Annotated in this window: 18 protein-coding genes; 9 read left to right on the top strand and 9 right to left on the bottom strand. The window is 71.5% G+C overall.

Annotation, left to right across the window (positions count from 1 at the left end):
* Window positions 1–75: 75 nt before the first annotated feature.
* From Q0818_RS10225 to Q0818_RS10200, 6 genes are all read left to right on the top strand, one after another.
* Window positions 76–1,047 carry a LacI family DNA-binding transcriptional regulator gene (locus Q0818_RS10225; protein WP_298874260.1) on the top strand — a complete coding sequence of 324 codons (972 nt, stop codon included), beginning with the start codon at window positions 76–78 and terminating at the stop codon, window positions 1,045–1,047.
* Window positions 1,048–1,283: 236 nt separating this feature from the next.
* Window positions 1,284–2,936 carry an alpha-amylase family protein gene (locus Q0818_RS10220; protein ID WP_298874116.1) on the top strand — a complete coding sequence of 551 codons (1,653 nt, stop codon included), beginning with the start codon at window positions 1,284–1,286 and terminating at the stop codon, window positions 2,934–2,936.
* Window positions 2,937–3,210: 274 nt separating this feature from the next.
* Entirely contained in the window at window positions 3,211–3,807 is a 597-nt protein-coding gene (locus Q0818_RS10215) for a helix-turn-helix transcriptional regulator (RefSeq protein ID WP_298874114.1), read from the top strand.
* A gap of 23 nt (window positions 3,808–3,830) precedes the next feature.
* On the top strand, window positions 3,831–4,304 hold the full coding sequence (locus Q0818_RS10210; protein WP_298874110.1) for a hypothetical protein: 474 nt from the start codon (window positions 3,831–3,833) through the stop codon (window positions 4,302–4,304).
* Window positions 4,298–5,224 (top strand): hypothetical protein, encoded by a 927-nt coding sequence (locus tag Q0818_RS10205; protein WP_298874108.1) that lies wholly within the window; start codon window positions 4,298–4,300, stop codon window positions 5,222–5,224. Before Q0818_RS10210 ends, Q0818_RS10205 begins: the two co-directional genes overlap by 7 nt.
* Window positions 5,221–6,348: a hypothetical protein gene (locus Q0818_RS10200; RefSeq protein WP_298874107.1), complete on the top strand. Its 1,128-nt coding sequence runs from the start codon at window positions 5,221–5,223 to the stop codon at window positions 6,346–6,348. The genes Q0818_RS10205 and Q0818_RS10200 overlap by 4 nt, the downstream gene beginning before the upstream one ends.
* 148 nt (window positions 6,349–6,496) lie before the next feature.
* Here Q0818_RS10200 and Q0818_RS10195 read toward each other — a convergent pair whose 3' ends face one another.
* The 5 genes from Q0818_RS10195 to Q0818_RS10175 form a co-directional block, all read right to left on the bottom strand.
* The gene (locus tag Q0818_RS10195) at window positions 6,497–7,960 is read right to left on the bottom strand and encodes a mannitol dehydrogenase family protein (protein WP_298874106.1); all 1,464 of its coding nucleotides are present in this window, start codon (window positions 7,958–7,960) and stop codon (window positions 6,497–6,499) included.
* Window positions 7,961–8,196: 236 nt separating this feature from the next.
* Window positions 8,197–9,183, bottom strand: coding sequence for an ABC transporter substrate-binding protein (locus tag Q0818_RS10190; protein WP_298874105.1), 987 nt, complete (start codon window positions 9,181–9,183; stop codon window positions 8,197–8,199).
* A 62-nt stretch (window positions 9,184–9,245) separates the two neighbouring features.
* Window positions 9,246–10,331: an ABC transporter permease gene (locus Q0818_RS10185; protein WP_298874104.1), complete on the bottom strand. Its 1,086-nt coding sequence runs from the start codon at window positions 10,329–10,331 to the stop codon at window positions 9,246–9,248.
* Window positions 10,328–11,104: an ATP-binding cassette domain-containing protein gene (locus Q0818_RS10180; protein WP_298874103.1), complete on the bottom strand. Its 777-nt coding sequence runs from the start codon at window positions 11,102–11,104 to the stop codon at window positions 10,328–10,330. The genes Q0818_RS10185 and Q0818_RS10180 overlap by 4 nt, the downstream gene beginning before the upstream one ends.
* On the bottom strand, window positions 11,101–11,799 hold the full coding sequence (locus Q0818_RS10175; protein ID WP_298874102.1) for a nucleoside/nucleotide kinase family protein: 699 nt from the start codon (window positions 11,797–11,799) through the stop codon (window positions 11,101–11,103). The genes Q0818_RS10180 and Q0818_RS10175 overlap by 4 nt, the downstream gene beginning before the upstream one ends.
* Before the next feature lie 235 nt (window positions 11,800–12,034).
* Between Q0818_RS10175 and Q0818_RS10170 the strand changes: the two genes are divergently transcribed.
* On the top strand, window positions 12,035–12,763 hold the full coding sequence (locus tag Q0818_RS10170; protein WP_298874100.1) for an SDR family oxidoreductase: 729 nt from the start codon (window positions 12,035–12,037) through the stop codon (window positions 12,761–12,763).
* A gap of 298 nt (window positions 12,764–13,061) precedes the next feature.
* Here Q0818_RS10170 and Q0818_RS10165 read toward each other — a convergent pair whose 3' ends face one another.
* Together Q0818_RS10165 and Q0818_RS10160 are read right to left on the bottom strand one after the other, a co-directional pair.
* Complete coding sequence (locus Q0818_RS10165; RefSeq protein WP_298874098.1) at window positions 13,062–14,309, bottom strand: D-arabinono-1,4-lactone oxidase; 1,248 nt, start codon at window positions 14,307–14,309, stop codon at window positions 13,062–13,064.
* A 103-nt stretch (window positions 14,310–14,412) separates the two neighbouring features.
* Window positions 14,413–15,573 carry an ROK family transcriptional regulator gene (locus tag Q0818_RS10160; protein WP_298874097.1) on the bottom strand — a complete coding sequence of 387 codons (1,161 nt, stop codon included), beginning with the start codon at window positions 15,571–15,573 and terminating at the stop codon, window positions 14,413–14,415.
* Window positions 15,574–15,724: 151 nt separating this feature from the next.
* Between Q0818_RS10160 and Q0818_RS10155 the strand changes: the two genes are divergently transcribed.
* Together Q0818_RS10155 and Q0818_RS10150 are read left to right on the top strand one after the other, a co-directional pair.
* Window positions 15,725–16,210, top strand: a complete 486-nt coding sequence (locus Q0818_RS10155) for a glutathione peroxidase (protein ID WP_298874096.1) — start codon at window positions 15,725–15,727, stop codon at window positions 16,208–16,210.
* 192 nt (window positions 16,211–16,402) lie between these two features.
* Window positions 16,403–17,299, top strand: coding sequence for an alpha/beta hydrolase (locus tag Q0818_RS10150; RefSeq protein ID WP_298874092.1), 897 nt, complete (start codon window positions 16,403–16,405; stop codon window positions 17,297–17,299).
* A gap of 10 nt (window positions 17,300–17,309) precedes the next feature.
* On the opposite strand, the gene Q0818_RS10145 is transcribed toward Q0818_RS10150, so the two are convergent.
* Both Q0818_RS10145 and Q0818_RS10140 read right to left on the bottom strand, forming a co-directional pair.
* Window positions 17,310–17,723 carry a PIN domain-containing protein gene (locus tag Q0818_RS10145; protein ID WP_298874090.1) on the bottom strand — a complete coding sequence of 138 codons (414 nt, stop codon included), beginning with the start codon at window positions 17,721–17,723 and terminating at the stop codon, window positions 17,310–17,312.
* The gene (locus tag Q0818_RS10140) at window positions 17,720–18,025 is read right to left on the bottom strand and encodes a type II toxin-antitoxin system VapB family antitoxin (RefSeq protein ID WP_298874088.1); all 306 of its coding nucleotides are present in this window, start codon (window positions 18,023–18,025) and stop codon (window positions 17,720–17,722) included. The genes Q0818_RS10145 and Q0818_RS10140 overlap by 4 nt, the downstream gene beginning before the upstream one ends.
* Between the last annotated feature and the right edge of the window lie 19 nt (window positions 18,026–18,044).

The following is an 18,044-nucleotide window of genomic DNA, read 5'->3' as shown; positions in this document are numbered from 1 at the left end:
GTATTGGGCCCGGCGGATAGGGTTGCACGTCGAAGCCCCCACACGCCCACACCCCGGAGGTGCCTCGTGACCACGATGCGCGATGTCGCCCTGCGGGCCGGGGTGAGCACGAAGACCGTGTCGCGCGTCTTCAACGACGACCCGCACGTGCTGCCCGACACCCGCGCCCTCGTCGAGGCCGCCATGCGCGAGCTCAACTACGTGCCCAACGCCCTGGCGACCACCTTCCGCGCCGGACGCGCCTCGGTCATCGGGGTCGCCGTTCCCGACGTCGTCGACCCGTTCTTCGCCGCGATCGCGCGCGCGGTGGAGGACACCGCGCGCCGCCACGGACTGTCGACCCTCGTCACGAGTCTGGGTGAGAACCCCGACGACGAGCGGCCCGCCCTGGAGTCGCTCCTCGGCCGTCAGCTCACGGGGCTGGTGATCGCCCCCGTCGGCACCGATCACTCGTGGCTCGAGAGGTGGCGCGGGCACACCCCGATCGTGTTCGTCGACCGCGCCCCGGTCGACCTGCTCACCGACACGTTCACCGAGAACGACGAGGCCGGCGCGCACCTGGCCACCACTCACCTGCTCTCGCACGGGCACCGCCGCATCGCCTACGTGGGCGACATGGTGCACCTCTCGACCGAGACCAACCGCGTCGAGGGCTGGCGACGGGCCCTGCGTGACGCCGGCGTCGACGTTGACGAGCGACTCGTCGCCTCGCAGGTCTCCGACCGCGCCTCGGCGGCGTCCGCCCTCCAGCGTCTCCGCAGCCTCGACGAGCCGCCCACGGCCCTCTTCTCCGCCAACGCCCGGTCGTCGATGGCTCTCGCCCACGTGCTGCGCGGCGATCCGCTGCCCTTCGTCGGCTTCGGCGACTTCCCCATGGCCGACACGCTCACCCCGTCGGTCACGGTGATCGACCAGGATCCGCGTCGCATCGGCGCGCTCGCCGCCGAGCGCGTGTTCGCGCGCCTGCAGCCCGACGCCGGTCTCGGCCTCGACGAGGTCACGGTGATCGACGTCTCGCTCGTCGAGCGGGAGTCCTGCGCGCTCTGACCCGGGTTTCCCCCGTGTGAGGTGCCAGGAATCGTCGCTCGCGGCGATGCCGAAGCGACGATTCCTGGCACCTCACGCGCGTCGAGCACGGGGAGGAGAGCGGCGCAAGCGCTCACCCGACGCCGGGCGCGCGCGATAGGAAGAGGGTCCACCGCCACCGCTCCCGAGAAGAGGGCTCCGATGACGACCTCCCCGCACCCCGACCGCTGCACCGCCGATCGGACGGAGGTGACGTCGTGAGGCTCACCGACACCAGTGATCTGTGGTGGAAGACCGCCGTCTTCTACAACCTCGACGTCAAGACCTACCTCGATGCCGACGACGACGGTGTCGGCGACCTGCGCGGCCTCGCGCAGCGCCTCGACCACCTCGCCGAGCTCGGCGTGACGTGCCTGTGGCTCGCGCCGTTCTACCCGTCTCCGCAGCGCGACAACGGATATGACATCGAGGATTACTACGGCGTCGATCCGCGCTACGGCTCGCTCGGCGACATGGTCGAGGTGCTGCGCACCGCCCACGACCGCGGCATGCGGGTGATCGTCGATCTCGTCGTCAACCACACCTCCGACCGGCATCCGTGGTTCCAGCAGGCGCGGCAGAGCCCCGACAACCGCTACCGGCACTTCTACCAGTGGAGCGACGAGGTGCCCGACGACGCCCCCGCGAGCATGTTCCCCGACGTCGAGGACGGCGTGTGGTTCTTCGACGACACGGCCGGGCAGTACTACAAGCACTCGTTCTACCGTCATCAGCCCGACCTCGCCACCGACCACCCCGAGGTGCGCGAGGAGATCGCCAAGGTCATCGGTTTCTGGCTGGAACTCGGTATCGACGGATTCCGTGTGGATGCCGTGCCCCACCTCATCGACGGCGATGCGGGGCCCGAGCACGACTTTCTCCGCGCGCTGCGGGGCTATGTCTCGCGTCGCAGCGGTCACGCCATGATGCTCGGCGAGGTCAACCTCCCCTACGACGAGCAGCTGCGCTTCTTCGGCGACGCCGACGGCGACGAACTGACCATGCAGTTCGACTTCGTCGCCAACCAGCGGCTCTACCTCGCCCTCGCCCGTCAGGATGCCACGCCGCTGCGGGAGGCGCTGGAGTCGCGACCCGAGATCGCCCGCGGCAACCAGTGGGGCAATTTCGTGCGCAACCACGACGAGCTGACCCTCGATCAGCTCTCGGACACCGAGCGCGAGGAGGTCTTCGCCGCGTTCGCCCCGGAGAAGGGGCAACGCATCCACGGACGCGGAATCACGCGCCGGCTGCCGGCGATGCTCGACGGCGACCCGCGCCGCATCCGCATGGTCTACAGCCTGACCTTCTCGCTGCCGGGAGCGCCGGTGCTGTACTACGGCGAGGAGATCGGCATGGGGGAGAACCCGAGCATCGAGGGCAGCCGATCCGCGGTGCGCACGCCCATGCAGTGGACCGGGGCTCCCGACGCGGGTTTCTCCGGCGCCGAGGAGCTCATCGCCGACGTCGTCCCCGGCGGCTTCGCGCCCGAACACGTGAACGTCGCGCAGCAGCGCCGTGATCCTGACTCGATGCTGCGGTTCGTGCAGAACCTCGTGCGCCAGTACCGGGCCTCGCCCGAGATCGGATGGGGGGAGCTCGGCATCCTGGATCAGCCGCACGCGTGCGTGCTGGCCCACTCGGTGTCGAGCGAGCTCGGCATGCTCGTCGCGGCGCACAACTTCGCCCCCGACGGGCGGACGTTCCGGCTGCGCGTCGAGGGGACGGATGCCGGGGGATGGAGCATCGTCGACCTGCTCGACGATGCGGGCGGGGCCCGGCCGCTGGACGGCGACGGGTTCGACGTGACGCTCGACGGCTACGGGTACCGGTGGTGGCGGGTGATCCGGCCGGGGGAGCGGCGCATCGCTTGAGGGCGCGCACACCGGAGGAGTGAACGGACGCGGCGCCCCCCAATGGCGCCGCGCCCGTCACCGAGCGGATCGGGAAGCCTCTCCCGATCCCTCGCGCGCAGGGGTTCCCCCACGTCCGCCCGGCGCGCGGTCTGATCCATAAAAGCACAGCGTCCCGTAATTAGCACCCGGGTGGTGGTCGTAAATACGACCTCGGGCGATTCGGAGGGTCGTCTACGATCGGAACGTGGGTCGCGGCGCAGTCGGACCACCCTCCCGGTACTCCCGTCGAGTGGTGGCGAACGTGGATCGCCTGCGGAGGGCCAAGGGGCTCACCGTCGGCGAGCTGCTCAGCCGCGCCGGAATGACGAAGAGCTACTACCAGTCGCGCGCCGGCTTCTCGCTGCCCTACAACACGAACGACCTAGAGGCCCTCGCGGGGGCGCTCGGCGTCTCGCCCGAGGAGCTCGCGAGCCCCGAGACGGCGCCGCGGGTCGAGATGCGCGTTCCGGCCGCACCCCTGGCATCCCGCGTCCGACGGCTCATCGTGGCTCGAGGGGCCACCTCCGACGAGCTGCTCGCGCACCTCGACGGCATCGATTCGGCGGCCGCCGACAGCGCTCGCACGCTCCTCGCCGACGGTGCCACCAGCGTCGTGCTCGACGAGGAGGTGCTGCGTCTCATCACCCAGTGGGGCGACGTGCCCACCGAGTACCTCACCGACTACACCGACGCCACGGTGACGGACCGGACGGATGCCGAGCTCGACCTGCGCGACGCGATGCGCGAGGCCGGGGCCAGCCGCATCCGGTTCCGCGCCCTCGGCGAGATGTCGCCCGACGCCCTGCGCGCCATCGCCCAGTCGCTGCGGAACAGGCCGCCGGCGACATGAGCGACCGCGACGGGGGGAGAGCGGTGACCGAGGCGGATCTGCTGGCGAGAGTGCAGGCGCGGGTCGACCGCGCGATCGCGCGCGCGGAGCTGACGGCGGACATGGGGTTCGACGACGTGGTGCGCGCGGTCGAGCGCGCCGTCGGCATCCGTCTCCGGGTCATCCGCGAGATCGACACGAGCGGATGGGGGACGCTCACCGGCTACCTCACCTTGTTCGCCGACCGGGGCGAGGCGAGCATCCACGTGCGCGCGTCGGACGCGACGCTGTACAGCCAGTTCGCCGCCTCGCACGAGCTCGGCCATCTGCTCGACGACGCGCACTGCACCGGGCCCCTGCACGAGCCCGGCGCGCGCGAACGCTCCTCGGTCGCGCCCCACGACAACCCGACGCTGACGACGCCCGAGTTCGAGGCCGAACTCGTCGCCGAGCACGTCGCCCACCGCATCGCCCGCCTGCTGTACGCGAGCCCTCGGGTGGCCGAGTCGTCGTGGTGACCGTTCTGCTCATCGATGCGGCTCTCATCGCTCTGCTCCTGCTCGTCGTGGCGCGCGCTCGTGCCGCCCGACGCCAGCCGCGGGCGCGGATCGCGTGGCTCGCGGGGCTCGTCGGCGCCCTCGCGCTGCTGACGCAGGGCACGGTCGTCCCCCTCGACGTGCTCGACGGTCTGCTCGGCGGCACGAACGTGCTCAAACTCGTGCAGGGCGTGCTCACGATGGTGGCGCTGTGGCTCGGCATCCAGGCGGGGATCGCGCCCGTGACCGCGCGTGTCTCGACGCTGCGCTGGCGGTTCCCGGCGATCCTGGCGGGGGTGTTCGCCGTGGTGTTCTTCGTCGCCCTGCCCGAGCGCGGACCGACGTCGTTCCGCTTCATCGAAGACGCCGTCGCCACCTCGACGGGGGCCTGGGCGTACGGGGTGGTCCATATGGCCGGCATCGCCCTCGTCGGGGTGCTGCTGTGCGTGTCGGCCCGGGTCTCGCTCCCGGGCGTGCGGGGCTTCTTCCGGGCCGGGGCCATCGGCATCGTGCTCGGCTGCGTGAGCGAGATCGTCGACCTCACCCTGACGCGGTTCTTCACGCCCGTCCCGGTGGTCAGCGCCCTCTTTGACCCGCTCTTCTACCTCGGCGTGCTCGCCTTCGTCATCGGGATCTTCCGCGCCTCGCGCATGACCGGTCGCATCCGTCGTCGCGGCGAAGCGCTGCTCGACGACCTCGACGCCGTCGCCGCGCGGCGCGGGGTCGCGAGCCTGCCGGGACTGACCGACGAGCCGTCCACCGACACGCGGCTGCACGCGCTGCGCGTGGCCGTCGAGGATCACGCCATCGCGACCTCGTCGCCGCTGAGCGCCCCGGAGCGCGCGCTCCTCGACGACATCGACGCCCACCTCACCCGCCGACCCACGGGAGCCCGCCCATGATCCGCCCCCTCGCCCTCGGCGCCGGAGTCGTCGTCGCCACCGTCGCCCTCGCCCACACCGCGCTCGCCGGTTACGTCGCCCGCCGGCTCATCGCCCCGCGCGCGGCGAAGGTCTACGGCCCCGTGACCATCGCGGGCGACACGGTCACCGTGCCCGCCACGCTCGAGAGCCGCGAGCCGGGCACCTACGGCCTGTGGCTCGACGACGGTCGGCACGTGGTGATCGGCGAACCGCTCCGCGTCGAGAAGGACCGGGTCGTGCGCGAGCTCGCATCGCGCCCGGACGGACTCGTCGACGGCGTCGCCGTGGCGACCTGGACCTCGCAGAGCATCGGCTCCCCCGAAGACGTCGGGCCCACGCGGCACGTCTCCGTGCCGCTGCGGCGCGGCGGGGTCGCCGAGGCGTGGGAGATCGGCGAGCCCGACACGGCCGACGGGCGCTGGACAATCCACGTGCACGGGCTGCGGTCCAGCCGCAACGGAGCACTGCGATCGGCGCCGGCGGCGGTGGATGCCGGATGGATGGCGCTCGTGGTGTCGTACGCCGGCGACGAGGAGTGCGCCCCCGCCGATGCCCTGCCCTCCACGCTGGGCACGCGCGAGTGGCGCGACGTCGACGACGCGATCGCCTACGCCCTCTCGCGCGGGGCCCGCGAGATCGTGTTGGTGGCGTGGTCGATGGGCGGAACGATCGCGATGCTCGCGCTCGAGCACTCCGCGCACCGCGAGGCCATCGTGGGACTGGCCCTCGTGGCCCCGGCGCTCGACTGGCCGCGGGTCGTCGACAACGCCGTGGCGAACGCCCACCTGCCGCGCACGGTCGCGGCGGCGTCGATGCGCGTGCTCGGCAGCCGGCTCGGTGCGCGGGCACTCGGCCTCGTCGAGGCGGTCGACGCGCGAGCCCTGACGTGGGTGGGGGATTCGCGGCCCGGGCCCGGGGTGCCGACGCTCATCGTGCACAGCCGCGTCGACCCCGTCGTGCCCTTCTCGGGATCGGTGGCGTTCGTCGAACGGCATCCGGATGCCGAGCTCGTGGCCTTCGACGCCACCGGTCACTGCAACGAGGCCAACCAGGAGCCGGAGCGCTTCCACGACACGATCGCCGGCTGGCTGCGCGCCCGCTGAAGGACCGGGGATCGCGCGGGTGCCGGTGGCTTCGACGGGCTCAGCCACCTGGGTTCGCGGGGTGGTCGCTGCGTCGTCGGAGGTCCCTGAGCCTGTCGGAGGTCCCTGAGCCTGTCGAAGGGACCGGGCCCCCTGACAGGGCCGGCGTTCAGGCGCCGATGACGCCCGCGATCGCCCCGCGCGCCCCGCGCTCGGCCAGCGCCGCGCGGGCGGCGAGGTAGGCCTCTCGCAGGCGGGCATCCTGCCCGAGGTCGCCGAACACCGGCGTGTAGTCGAGCAGCGACGCCGGGTCGTCGGCGACGATCGCCCGCAGCTCGTCGAGGCGGCTGTCGACGGCCGGCGTCTGCTCGCCGGTCTCGGTGCGCCCCTCGAGGAACACGCTCCAGCCGGCCAGCACCAGCGCCGCGTGGTCGATGCGGCCGCCCGAGGCGAGCTGTTCGCGCACGACGGGCAGGAGGAACTTCGGCAGTCGATCGGACCCGTCGACGACCTGACGCGCGAGCGTGTCACGGATCGCCTCGCTGCCGAACCGCGCGATGAGCTCGTCGCAGTACGCGTCGAGGTCGATGCCGGGCACCGGACGCAGCGTCGGGATCGCCTCGTCGTGCATGTACCCCTGCAGGAAGTCGATGAACAGCGGGTCGGTGCACACCTCGTGCACGTAGTGGGCGCCCGAGAGGATGCCGAGGTAGCTCATCGCCTGGTGCGACGCGTTGAGCAGGCGCAGTTTCATGAGCTCGTAGGGCTCGACGTCGCCGACCAACTGCACGCCGACCTCGTCGAAGGGCGGGCGGCCGCAGGCGAAATCGTCTTCGAGCACCCACTGCGCGAACGACTCGCTGCGCACGGGCCAGCGGTCCCGGATGCCGAACTCCTCGGCGACCGCGGCGCGGGTCTCATCCGTGGTGACCGGCGTGATGCGGTCGACCATCGAGTTCGGGAACGTCGCGTTCTCGGCGATCCAGGCGGCCAGCTCCGCATCGCGGCGCTCCGCGAAGCCCAGGAGGGCGGCGCGGGCGACGTGGCCGTTGCCCTGGATGTTGTCGCACGACATGACCGTGAACGCCGGGATGCCGGCATCCCGCCGCCGACGCAGGCCCTCGGTCAGCAGGCCCATGACGCTGCGGGGGGAGTCGGAGCCCTCGAGGTCGGCGAGGGTGGCCTCGTCGCGCGGAGCGTAGGCGCCGGTGGCATCGTCGATGCCGTAACCGCCCTCGGTGATGGTGAGCGAGACGATCGCGGTGTCGGGGTGGGCGAGCTTGGCGATGACCGCCTCGGGGTCGTCGGGGACGAAAAGGTACTCGACGATCGAGCCGACCACGCGGGCCGTCGAGGTGCCGTCGGGGGCGGTGGTGACGAGCGTGTAGAGGTCGTCCTGGGCGGAGAGGGCGTCGCGCATGGCCGCGTCGAACGACAGGACGCCGACCCCGCACAGCGCCCACTCGTCGTGGCCCGCCTCGAGCAGACGGTCGAGGTACATGGCTTCGTGCGCGCGGTGGAAGCCGCCGACACCGAAATGCACGATCCGCGCCCGCACGGCCGCGCGGTCGTAGGTCGGCACGGACACGTTCGCCGCGAGGGAGGGGAGGGCGGCGGCTGTGAGTTCGGTCATGCGGGGCTCCGTGGGGTGGGGGTCGGGGCGCGCGAGTCGCCAGGTTCTGTCGCTTCCCGCGACGACGTTCGTCGGCAGTTCGCGCGGGGTGGCGGAAGGGGCGGGTCCCGGTCCCTTCGACAGGCTCAGGGACCTTGCGTTGGCGCGAGCCCGGTGGCTGGGCTTGTCGAAGCCTTCGGGCGGGGGTGGATGCCAGGACCCTGGCGTGAACGCGAGGGTCCCGGCATCCGGAGTCATCAGCAGGAGGACTTGTAGACCGCGTCCTTGCCGTCGGTGGAGATGTTGTCCTTCGTCAGGATCGTGAAGCCGGTCTGGATCTTGGCTTCCGTGGCCTCGCCCTTGAGGGCGGCGATGGCCTGCTTCACGCCGTCGGAGCCGATGCTGGCGGGCTCCTGGGCGACGAGGGCCTGGACGGTGCCGGCCTCGAGGGCCTTCACCTGGGCGGGGCCGGCGTCGAAGCCGACGATGGTGACCTGGCCCTGCTTGCCGGCCTGCTGGACGCCGGTGGCGGAACCTTCGGCGGCGAACAGGTTGGCGGCGAAGATGCCGACGATGTCGGGGTCCTTCTGCAGGGCGGCCGTCACGATCTCGGCGGCGGTGGAGGGCTCGTTGTGCGAGTACTGCACCCCGACGGATTCGAACTTGCTGTCCTTGGCGACGGCGTCCTCGAAGCCCTGGGCCCGGGCGTCGGTGGTGGAGACGCCGGGGTCGGTGGAGACGACGAGGACCTTGCCGCCGTTGGGGTTGGCCTTCTGGATGGCCTCGAATGCCGCGGCTCCGCCGCCTTCGTTGTCGGAGGAGATCTGCGACACCGCACCGGAGGGGTCTTCCAGGGTGGTGTCGACGAGCACGACCTTGATACCGGCGGCTTCGGCGGCCGCGATCGGCGCCTGCATGGCCGAGACGTCGGTCGGGGCGATCAGCAGCGCGTCGGGCTGGGAGGCGACGACGGCATCGACGATCGGCTTCTGAAGCGTGGGGTCGAACTTTTCCGGGCCCTGGGTGGTGACGGTGGCGCCCTGGGCCTCGGCTTCGGCTTCGATGCCGCACTGCATGGAGATGTAGAACTCATCTCCCGCGACGCCCTGCACGAACGCGATCTTGTAGCCGTCCGAGCCGGCCGAGGCGCCGCCCGAGGCCGTGCCGCCGGAGCAGCCCGCCAGGGTCAGGGTCGCCGCCATGCCGAAGACCGTCAGTGCGGTCGCCTTCTTGTTCCACTTCATTGTGATCACCGTTTCTTGGGTCGGGGTGTGGGGTTGTGATGGGGACGGGATGCCGCCGCGGCTCAGCCGCGCCGACCTCCGCTGAGGAACTTGCGCCAGAGGCCTTGCGAGTTGCCGCGCGTGGCTGCGGTGCGGCGCACCTGGTCGACGTAGACCGCGGTGATGAGGACCGCGCCGACGGCGACCTGCTGCCAGAAGGGCTGCACGCCGGTGATGACGAAGCCGTTCTGCAGCACGGCGGGGATGAACAGGCCCACGACGGTGCCCATGATCGTGCCGACGCCGCCGAAGAGCGAGGTGCCGCCGATCACGACGGCCGCGATGACGTTGAGGTTCGTCTGCGACTGTCCGGCGATCGCGGTCGTGGAGAACTGCGAGAGCGAGAGGATGCCGCCGAGCCCGGCCAGGGCGCCCGAGATCGTGTAGATCTTGATCAGCTGCGCGTCGACCTTGACGCCGACCCGGCGGGCGGCGATCTCGCTCGAGCCGACGGCCAGCGTGTACAGGCCGAAGCGCGTGTAGTGCAGCACGATCGCGCCGATCACGACGACCACGAGGGCGATGACGCTGATGATCGGGACGCTGCCGAAGACGTTGCCGTAGCCGATCGAGACGGTCAGCACGGTGGGCACGTCGCGGATGTCGACGCCGCCGGTCAGGATCTGCGCGAGACCCAGTGCCATGCCGAGCGAGCCGAGCGTGACGATGAGCGGCGGGATCTTCGCCTTGGCGATGAGGAAGCCGTTCAGCAGCCCCCAGCAGACGCCGCTCAGGATCGCGACCAGGATGCCGACGATCGCGACGCCCCAGCCCTCCCCGCCCATCGCCCGCATGACGAGGGCCGCGACGACCCCCGAGAACACCAGCACCGAGCCGACGGACAGGTCGATGCCGGCGGTGATGATGACGTACGTCATCCCGACCGCGAGGACGGCGAGGATCGACGCGTTCTGGATGATGAGGCGGAAGTTGGTCCACTGCGCGAACGAGTCGGGCGCGAGGATGCTGAAGACGATGATGATCGCCAGGAGCACGAGGAGGATCTGGAAGGCCTGCGTGCGGAGGATCCGACGGACCGGGTTCACCTTCTGGTTGTCGTCGAAGGTGCCGATCGCGACGGTCTCGGTGGGAGGGGTCGTGGTGCTCACTTCTGGTCGTCCTTCGTGACGGCGCCGGTCATGAGCCCGACGAGTTCTTCCATGGAGGTGTCCGCGGCCTGGATGTTCGCGACGCGGGTTCCCAGGCGCAGCACCTGGATGCGGTCGGAGACGTCGATGACGTGCGGCATCGAGTGGGAGATGAAGACCACGGCGATGCCCTTGTCGCGCACGCGGCGGATCGTCTCCAGGACGTTCTTCGTCTGGCGCACGCCGAGGGCGGCGGTGGGCTCGTCGAGGAACACGACACGGCTCGCCCAGTGCACGGCGCGGGCGATCGCGATCGCCTGCCGTTGACCGCCCGACATCTCGCCGACGGGGGAGGTGAGGCTGCCCACCGTGGCGCCCAGCTCGTCGAAGGCTTCGCGAGAGGCCGTCGCCATGTCCTTGGTCTTCATGAACCCGAGCGCCCCCGCCAGTCCCGGGCGGCGGATCTCGCGACCGAGGTACATGTTCTGCACCGGGTCGAGGTGCGGGGCGAGGGCGAGGTCCTGGTAGACCGTCTCGATGCCGAGCGATGACGCGACCTGGGGGTTCGACATGTCGATCGGCTTGCCGTCGAAGCGGATTTCGCCCTCGTCGACCGCGAGGTTGCCCGAGAGGGCCTTCACGAGGGTCGACTTGCCGGCGCCGTTGTCGCCGATGAGGGCCGTGACCTCTCCGGGGTAGACCTCGAAGTCGACGTTGTTGAGGGCGCGGACGGATCCGAACTGGCGTGACAGACCTCGCGCCTGCAGCACGGGCACAGCCGTGGTGGTGCTCATGAGGAAGCTCCTTCGTGGTGGCCGAGACCCCCGGCGGGGGCCTCGGAGACGATGACGACGAGATCGGCGCGGTGCCGACCGCCCTCGACGACGGCGGCGTTGCGCTCGTCGACCTCGCGGACCCAGGCCTCGGCCTCGTCGTACGGGTGGCCGTGGGAGAGCCGACGGGCGATCAGGCGCTCGCGGCGGGCGTGCGGTTCGACGTCGAGGAACCAGACCTCGTCGAGACGGGATGCCACGGCATCCCACCCCTGCTCGTCGTGCAGCAGGTAGTTGCCCTCGGTGATGACGAGGGGGACGTCGGCGGGAACGTGCACCGCGGAACCGATGGACTCCTCCAGGCTCCGGTCGAAGCGCGGCGCGTAGACCGCCTGCCCGGCGCGGATGCGATCGAGCAGGTCGACGTAGCCGTCGACGTCGAACGTGTCGGGCGCACCCTTGCGGTCGCGGCGACCCAGGCGGACGAGCTCTTCGTTGGCCAGGTGGAAGCCGTCCATGCCCACGAGCACCGCGTCGGAGGCGAGGGCGGCGAGCAGTGCGTCGCTGACGGTGGACTTGCCCGCTCCCGGAGTGCCGGTGATCCCCAGCACGCGGCGCTCGCCCGACGCCGCGAGCTGCCGGGCACGGTCGACGAGGTCGTCGAGGTGCGCGGTCGCGGCGGTGAGTGGCGCGGCGTTCTGCGAGGTGCGGGTCACGGCGGTGTGGTCCTTCCGGGGACGCCGCACGTCGGAGTGCTGCGTCGATGAAGCGGTCCGGTGGGGCTGTCCACCGGTCGAACGATGGTTACGGTAAGCCCAGCGTGACACCGGTGTCAACACCCGTGACCAATTCGTCATGACACCGAAGTCATCCGCGTGATTCTGTGGTTATCATGGGCCGCGACGACACCGACGTCGTCCCCGCCCTCAGGACCCGCGAAAGAGCCCTCCCATGACCGAATTCACCGAACGCACCATCCTCGTCACCGGCGCCGGTGGCGGTATCGGCGGGGCGACCGTGCGCCACCTCGTCGCCGCCGGAGCGACTGTGCTCGTCGCCGGACGCACCGCCGACAGCGTCGCCGCCATCGCCGAGGAGACCGGCGCCGAGCCCGTCGTCTTCGACCTCGAATCCGAGGACGAGATCCGCTCCGCGATCGAGGGACGCGACCTCTACGGCGTCGTCAACTGCGGCGGCTGGGGCGGCGAGATCGCCACGCCCATGGAGACCGACATCGACGTGTTCGACAAGGTCATGAGCATCAACGCCCGCGGGTCGCTGCTGGTCACCAAGTACGCCTCGCGCGAGATGATCCGCGTCGGCAAGGGCGGCGCGATCGTCAACGTCTCGAGCCAGGCGAGCCTCGTCGCCCTCACAGGACACATCTCGTACGGCTCGTCGAAGGCGGCCCTCGACAACATCACGCGCGTCTCCGCCCTCGAACTCGGGGGCTACGGCATCCGGGTCAACAGCGTGAACCCCACGGTCGTCATGACGCCGATGTCGGCCTGGTATTGGGGTCGGCCCGACATCGAGGGCCCCTTCCTCGAGGCGATGCCCCTGCACAAATGGGCGACCGAAGACGACATCGCCGCCCCGATCGTCTTCCTCCTCAGCGACGGCGCCGGCATGATCTCCGGCGTCTCGCTCCCGATCGACGGCGGCTACTCCAGCCGCTGATCCGGATGCCGTGAGGCGGCGCCGCGGTGGGCGGCGCCGCCGCGCGGTGAGCTGCGCGCCGCGCGGGTCCCGGTCCCTTCGACAGGCTCAGGGACCGAGGTGGGCGCAGGGACCGAGGTGGGCGCAGGGACCGAGGTGGGCGCAGGGACCTGGGTGGGCTCAGGGGCCCAGGTGGGCGCAGGGACCTGGGTGGGCTCGGGGACCGGGTGGGCTCAGGCAGCCGGGTGGACGCAGGAGTTCGGTTCTCGATCCCGACCGCGCGAGAGGTGGCTGAGCCTGTCGAAGCCACCGGTCCCGATCAGCCCCCGAACACTCGCTGCAGGAACGGATTGCGGAAGACGCCGCGCGGGTCCGCCTCGCGAGCGATCGCGTCGAATTCGTGCGCGCGCGGCAACGACTCGAGGATGCGCTCACCCGGCATCGTGAACGCCTTGCCCCAGTGCGGCCGCGCGTCGAACGGGGCGAGCGCCGCCTCGATGCCCGGCAACGCCGAGAGCACGCCGTCGGTGTCGTTGCGCCAGGTGAAGTGGATCGCCAGAACGTCGCGCCCGAAGGCCGGGCTCAGCCACAGCCCGTCGGCGGCGACCGTGCGCAGTTCGGTGACGAGCAGCTGGTCGTGGAAGCCCGGGGCGATCGCCCGCACCGCCGCGAGGGCCTCGCGAGCCGAGGCGAAGGGCACGAAGTACTCCGACTGGATCTCGTCGCCGTCGCTCGGCAGCGCGTCGGCGCGGAAGTGCGGCAGCCTCGTATGCCACGGACCCGGGGTGCCGCGCGGGGTGGTGTTGTCGACCGTGCGGATGCGGCCGAGGTGGATGTCATCGCCGACCGGGCGCCCGCCGAGTTCCTCGACCCAGGTCGGTTCCCCGGTGTCGCTCTTGGCCCACACGAGGTCGTGCGCCGGATCGCCCCACGTCGTGAAGACGCTCACGCTGCGCGATGAGCCGAAGACCCTGTCGCAGTCGCCGACGATGTCGTCCCACGAGACGCCGGTGTAGGCCTGCTGGGTGACGGTGTAGGTGGGCTCGGTGCGCAGCTCGACGGCCGTGACCACGCCGAAGGCGCCGATGCCGAGAGCGGCGGCCGGAAACCACGCGTGGTCGCGGTCGACGCGGTGCGTGCGGCCGTCGGCATCCAGGATCTCCAGCGCCTCGACGGCGCTGGAGAGGTTGCCGTTGCGCAGCCCCGAGCCGTGCGTGCCCGTCGCAGCGGCGCCGGCGACGGAGATGTGGGGGAGGGAGCCGAGGTTGTGCAGGGCCCGCCCCTCGGCCTCGATCACCGGGGCGAGCTGGGCGAAGGTCATGAGGCCCTCGACGCGCACGCGGTCGCCGCCGACATCGATGCAGGTCGGCATCCGCTCGAGGGAGACGAGGACGTCGTCGGAATCGGCCACGTCGTTGAACGTGTGCCGGGTGGCCTGCACGCGCACGCGCGCGTGCGAGGTCACGACCTCGGCGAGCTCGTCGGCGTCGGCGGGCAGGAGCACCTCGGCGGCCCGGTAGCGGTGGTTGCCCGACCAGGTCGATCCGGAGGGTCGTGTGGCGGTCATGGTTCTCCTCGCGTCGGTCCCATCCTGCACCGCGCCGCCGACATCGCCGGCCGCTTCCGGTTTTCGAAAACGTCGGATGCCGGGCCTCCGGGGCCCCGTCCGCTCAGCGGGCGGGGAACAGGGCGGCCTCGAACACCGCCTCCGCGGCGCCGACGAGCAGGCGCTTCTCGCCGAGTTCGGCGGCGGCCAGGCGCAGGTCTTCAGCGCACGCGGGCATCGTCTGCGCGCGGACGGCGGCGTCCAGACCCGGCAGATCGAGGTCGGCGAGGATCGCCAGGAACCCGCCGAGCACGATCACGGCGGGGTTCATGACGTTCGCCGCGTTCGCGAGCGCGGTGGCGAGGATGCGGCGTTGCCGGTCGGTCTCGGCGCGCACCGCGGGGTCGTCGCTCGCGGTGAGGGCGTGAGCGAGCACCTGGTCGTCGCCCGCCTCGAGCCCGACGGCCTCGAGGAGGAGCGCACGGCTGACCTCGTCTTCGAGCACGCCGTCGTCGGCCCGCCGGTCGCCCGGGTCGACGATCCCGGGACGGTTCTGCCCGAACTCGCCCGCGTAGCCGCCGGCGCCGCCGAGCAGAGCCCCGCCCACGATCACGGCCCCGCCGATGCCGCTCGCGCCGCCGTTGAGGTAGACCACGTCGTGCGAGCCGCGCGCGGCGCCGAAGAGGTACTCGGCCAGGGCGCCGAGGGCGGCGTCGTTGCCGACGTGGACCGGAGCGCCCGTGGCATCCTGCAGCATCGCCCCGATGCGCGCTTCGGCCCACCCGAGGTGCGGCGCTTCGCGCACGACGCCGTCGGAGGCGCGGACGGGACCGGGCACGGCGACCCCCGAGCCGACGACGCGGTGCTCGGCGAGGGGCCCCTCGGTCCAGGCGGCGAGACGCTCGGCGACGATCGCGGCCGTGCGCTCGGGGGTCAGGAGCGTGCGCTGCTCGATGCGCTCGCGCACGACGATCGCGCCGTCGAGGCCGACCGCCGCGACGTCGAGGGCGTCGACCTCGGGGTTCACCGCGATGGCGACCACGCGCGGATCGGGCGCGACGATGGGGGAGGGGCGACCGACGCGGCCCTGCGCGTCGGAGGCGCGTTCGACGACGAGGCCCGATCGCTGCAGTTCGCCCACGAGGTCGGCGATCGTCGACCGGTTCAGGCCCGTGGCCTCGGTGAGCGCGGCGCGCGAGCGCGGGCCGTCCCGGTGCACCGTGCGCAGCACGAGCGACAGGTTGGCGCGGCGCATGCCGTCGCCGCGGGTGCCCTCGGTGACCATCCGACCACTGTGCCACGCGTCGGCCGCCCCCGCCGCTGCATCCGACGCTCCCCGCCGCGCCCGGACCCGCGCCCGCGAGCGCCGACCCCGCGCAGCTCGGGGAGTCGACGATTCCCACCCCGGGCAAAGCGGGCGGTGCCAGGATCGGATCATGGACCTCACCGGCATCCCCATCACCACCATCCGCGGCGAAGAGACCACCTTCGGCGAGCTGACCGCCGGCAAGGCGGCGCTCGTGGTCAACGTCGCCTCGCGCTGCGGCCTCGCGCCCCAGTACGAGGCCCTCGAGGCGCTGCACAAGAAGTACGCCGACCGCGGGTTCACCGTGATCGGCTTCCCGAGCAACCAGTTCCTGCAGGAGCTCAGCGACGAGGACAAGATCGCCGAGTACTGCTCCGCGACGTGGGGCGTGACCTTCCCGATGTCGGAGAAGGTCAAGATCAACGGGCGCAGCGCCCACCCGCTCTACAAGGAGCTCACGACGACCCCGGATGCCGACGGCAAGACCGGCCGCATCTCGTGGAACTTCGAGAAGTTCGTCGTGGCCCCCGACGGCAAGGTGACGCGTTTCAGCCCCCGCACGCTCCCCGACGCGCCCGAGGTCGTCGCCGCGATCGAGGACGCCCTCCCGCGCTGACGCACGGCGCCGGGCTCTCTTCCGTCGAGTGTCCAGGACGCGCCGTCGCGCGAGGGTCCGGTGCGGTGTGTCCTGGACGCTCGCCGGGGTGAACGGGGGGTGACGCGGCGGGTGCTGGACACACTGCCGGGGCGGGACGAGCTGCGCGGCCTGCCCTATCCTGACCGGGACCCGACCTGTGAAGGAGCCGCCATGGCTGACGCCGTCGTCCTCGTTTCCGGGGGAGCCGCCGTGACCCCGTTCACCGATCCCGAGCGCGCGGCCGCGTCGGGCCTGGCGGCGGGCAACACGATGACGGCCCTGCGCGCGCACCTGCTCGATCGCGGCATCCGGGTCTTCACCGCCCCCGCCCGCATCGGCCCGGGAGAGGTGCGGGAGGATGCCGGGTGGCAGGGCTTCGCCGACGTCCCCGTCGTGCTGCCGGCTGAGGTGACGATCAACGCCGTCGGCCGCGTCGACGACGCCGGGGTCGCGCTCGCCGGGTTCCTACGACGGCTCGCCGCGGAGGAGGGCGTCGGGAGCGTCGCCCTCGTCGGCCACTCGATGGGCGGGTTGTTCTCGCGCGCCGCGATCCGCGAGCTCGGCGGCGCGGGTCCGCGCATCGAGCGCCTCGTGACCCTCGGCACCCCGTGGGACGGCTCGGTGCTGGGCGACCTGCTCGACGACGAGATCTCGGAGGTCGACGCGCACGGCGACCCCGCCACGCTGCAGATCTTCGCCGAGGCGCGCCCGTACGCCGACGCGAACTCCCAGGGGGCGGCGGACGAGGTGTCGCGCCGGTTCCTGCGCGAGTGGAACGACGCCCAGGCGGGGGTGCTCGACGGCATCCCGGTGACCGCGATCGGCGCCGGATACTTCGCCGCGGCGACCGCGCCGGTGCAGCTGTGGCCGCACGACGGCCTCGTGTCGATGACCAGCGGTCGCGCCGACGAGGTGCCCTCCGCGGTGCTGCCCGACGTCGAGCGTCACTCGTTCGCCGACCACGTGCACAGCATCTTCTTCGCCGAGGCGTTCGGGCTGCCGTGGGAGCGCGCGCTGACGTGGGACCCCGCGGTGTTCGCCGTCGTGGACGACGCGCTCGGACTCTGACGAGGCCGGGTCAGAGCGTCGGCGCGACGTACTCGTGAGCGAGGTCGGTCACGGCGGCGATGTGGTCGAAGTCGTGGTCTGCGCTGAGGATCGTGGCATCGTTCGCGATCGCGTAGGCCGCGATGAGAATGTCGACCGCGCCCGCCGTTCGAACGAGACCGGCTCGCCAGAGGGCGGACTGGATGCCGACGGCGAGGGACTCGTCGGGTGCCCGTTCGAGGGGGAAGCCCAGGGAGATCTGCTCGAGGTAGTGCGCGTGCTCCTCGGCGGAGCGGGCGCTGTGACAGAACTCCAGCACCTGGGGAGGGCACGTGACGAAGAGGTCGGAGGGAGACCGGGCGATCCGTTCGAGCCGCGTCCGGATGATGGGATCCCCTGAGGCCAACCGCGCCCAGACGGAGTTGTCGACGAGGTAGTCGGTCACGACGTCGGGGCCACCACGGGTGAATCGAGGTGCTCTTCGAGATCGGTGAGTCCCGCGATCCCGGCGATCATCGCGTCTTTCTGCTTGGACGCGATGAGTCGGCGAAGGGCGAGGTCGAGAACCGCGCGGTTGGACGGCTCTCCGGTGAGGATGCGAGCGCGTTCGATGAGGCGCGGATCGAGGTCGACGCTGGTGAGGGCCATGAGGGCTCCCTTCGTTATATAGACGATTATATGCCAGATGCCCGTCACGAGGGGGCTGGACGCCGCGGCATCCGGGGTATATGTTGCGAGAACCAACAAACCCGCCGTGCGTCACTGC

This window comes from uncultured Microbacterium sp. (assembly GCF_947489255.1).
In the GTDB taxonomy this organism is placed as follows: domain Bacteria; phylum Actinomycetota; class Actinomycetes; order Actinomycetales; family Microbacteriaceae; genus Microbacterium; species Microbacterium phycohabitans.
The sequence above is the reverse complement of the archived record's forward strand: the minus strand, read 5'-3'. Positions and strand labels throughout refer to the sequence as shown.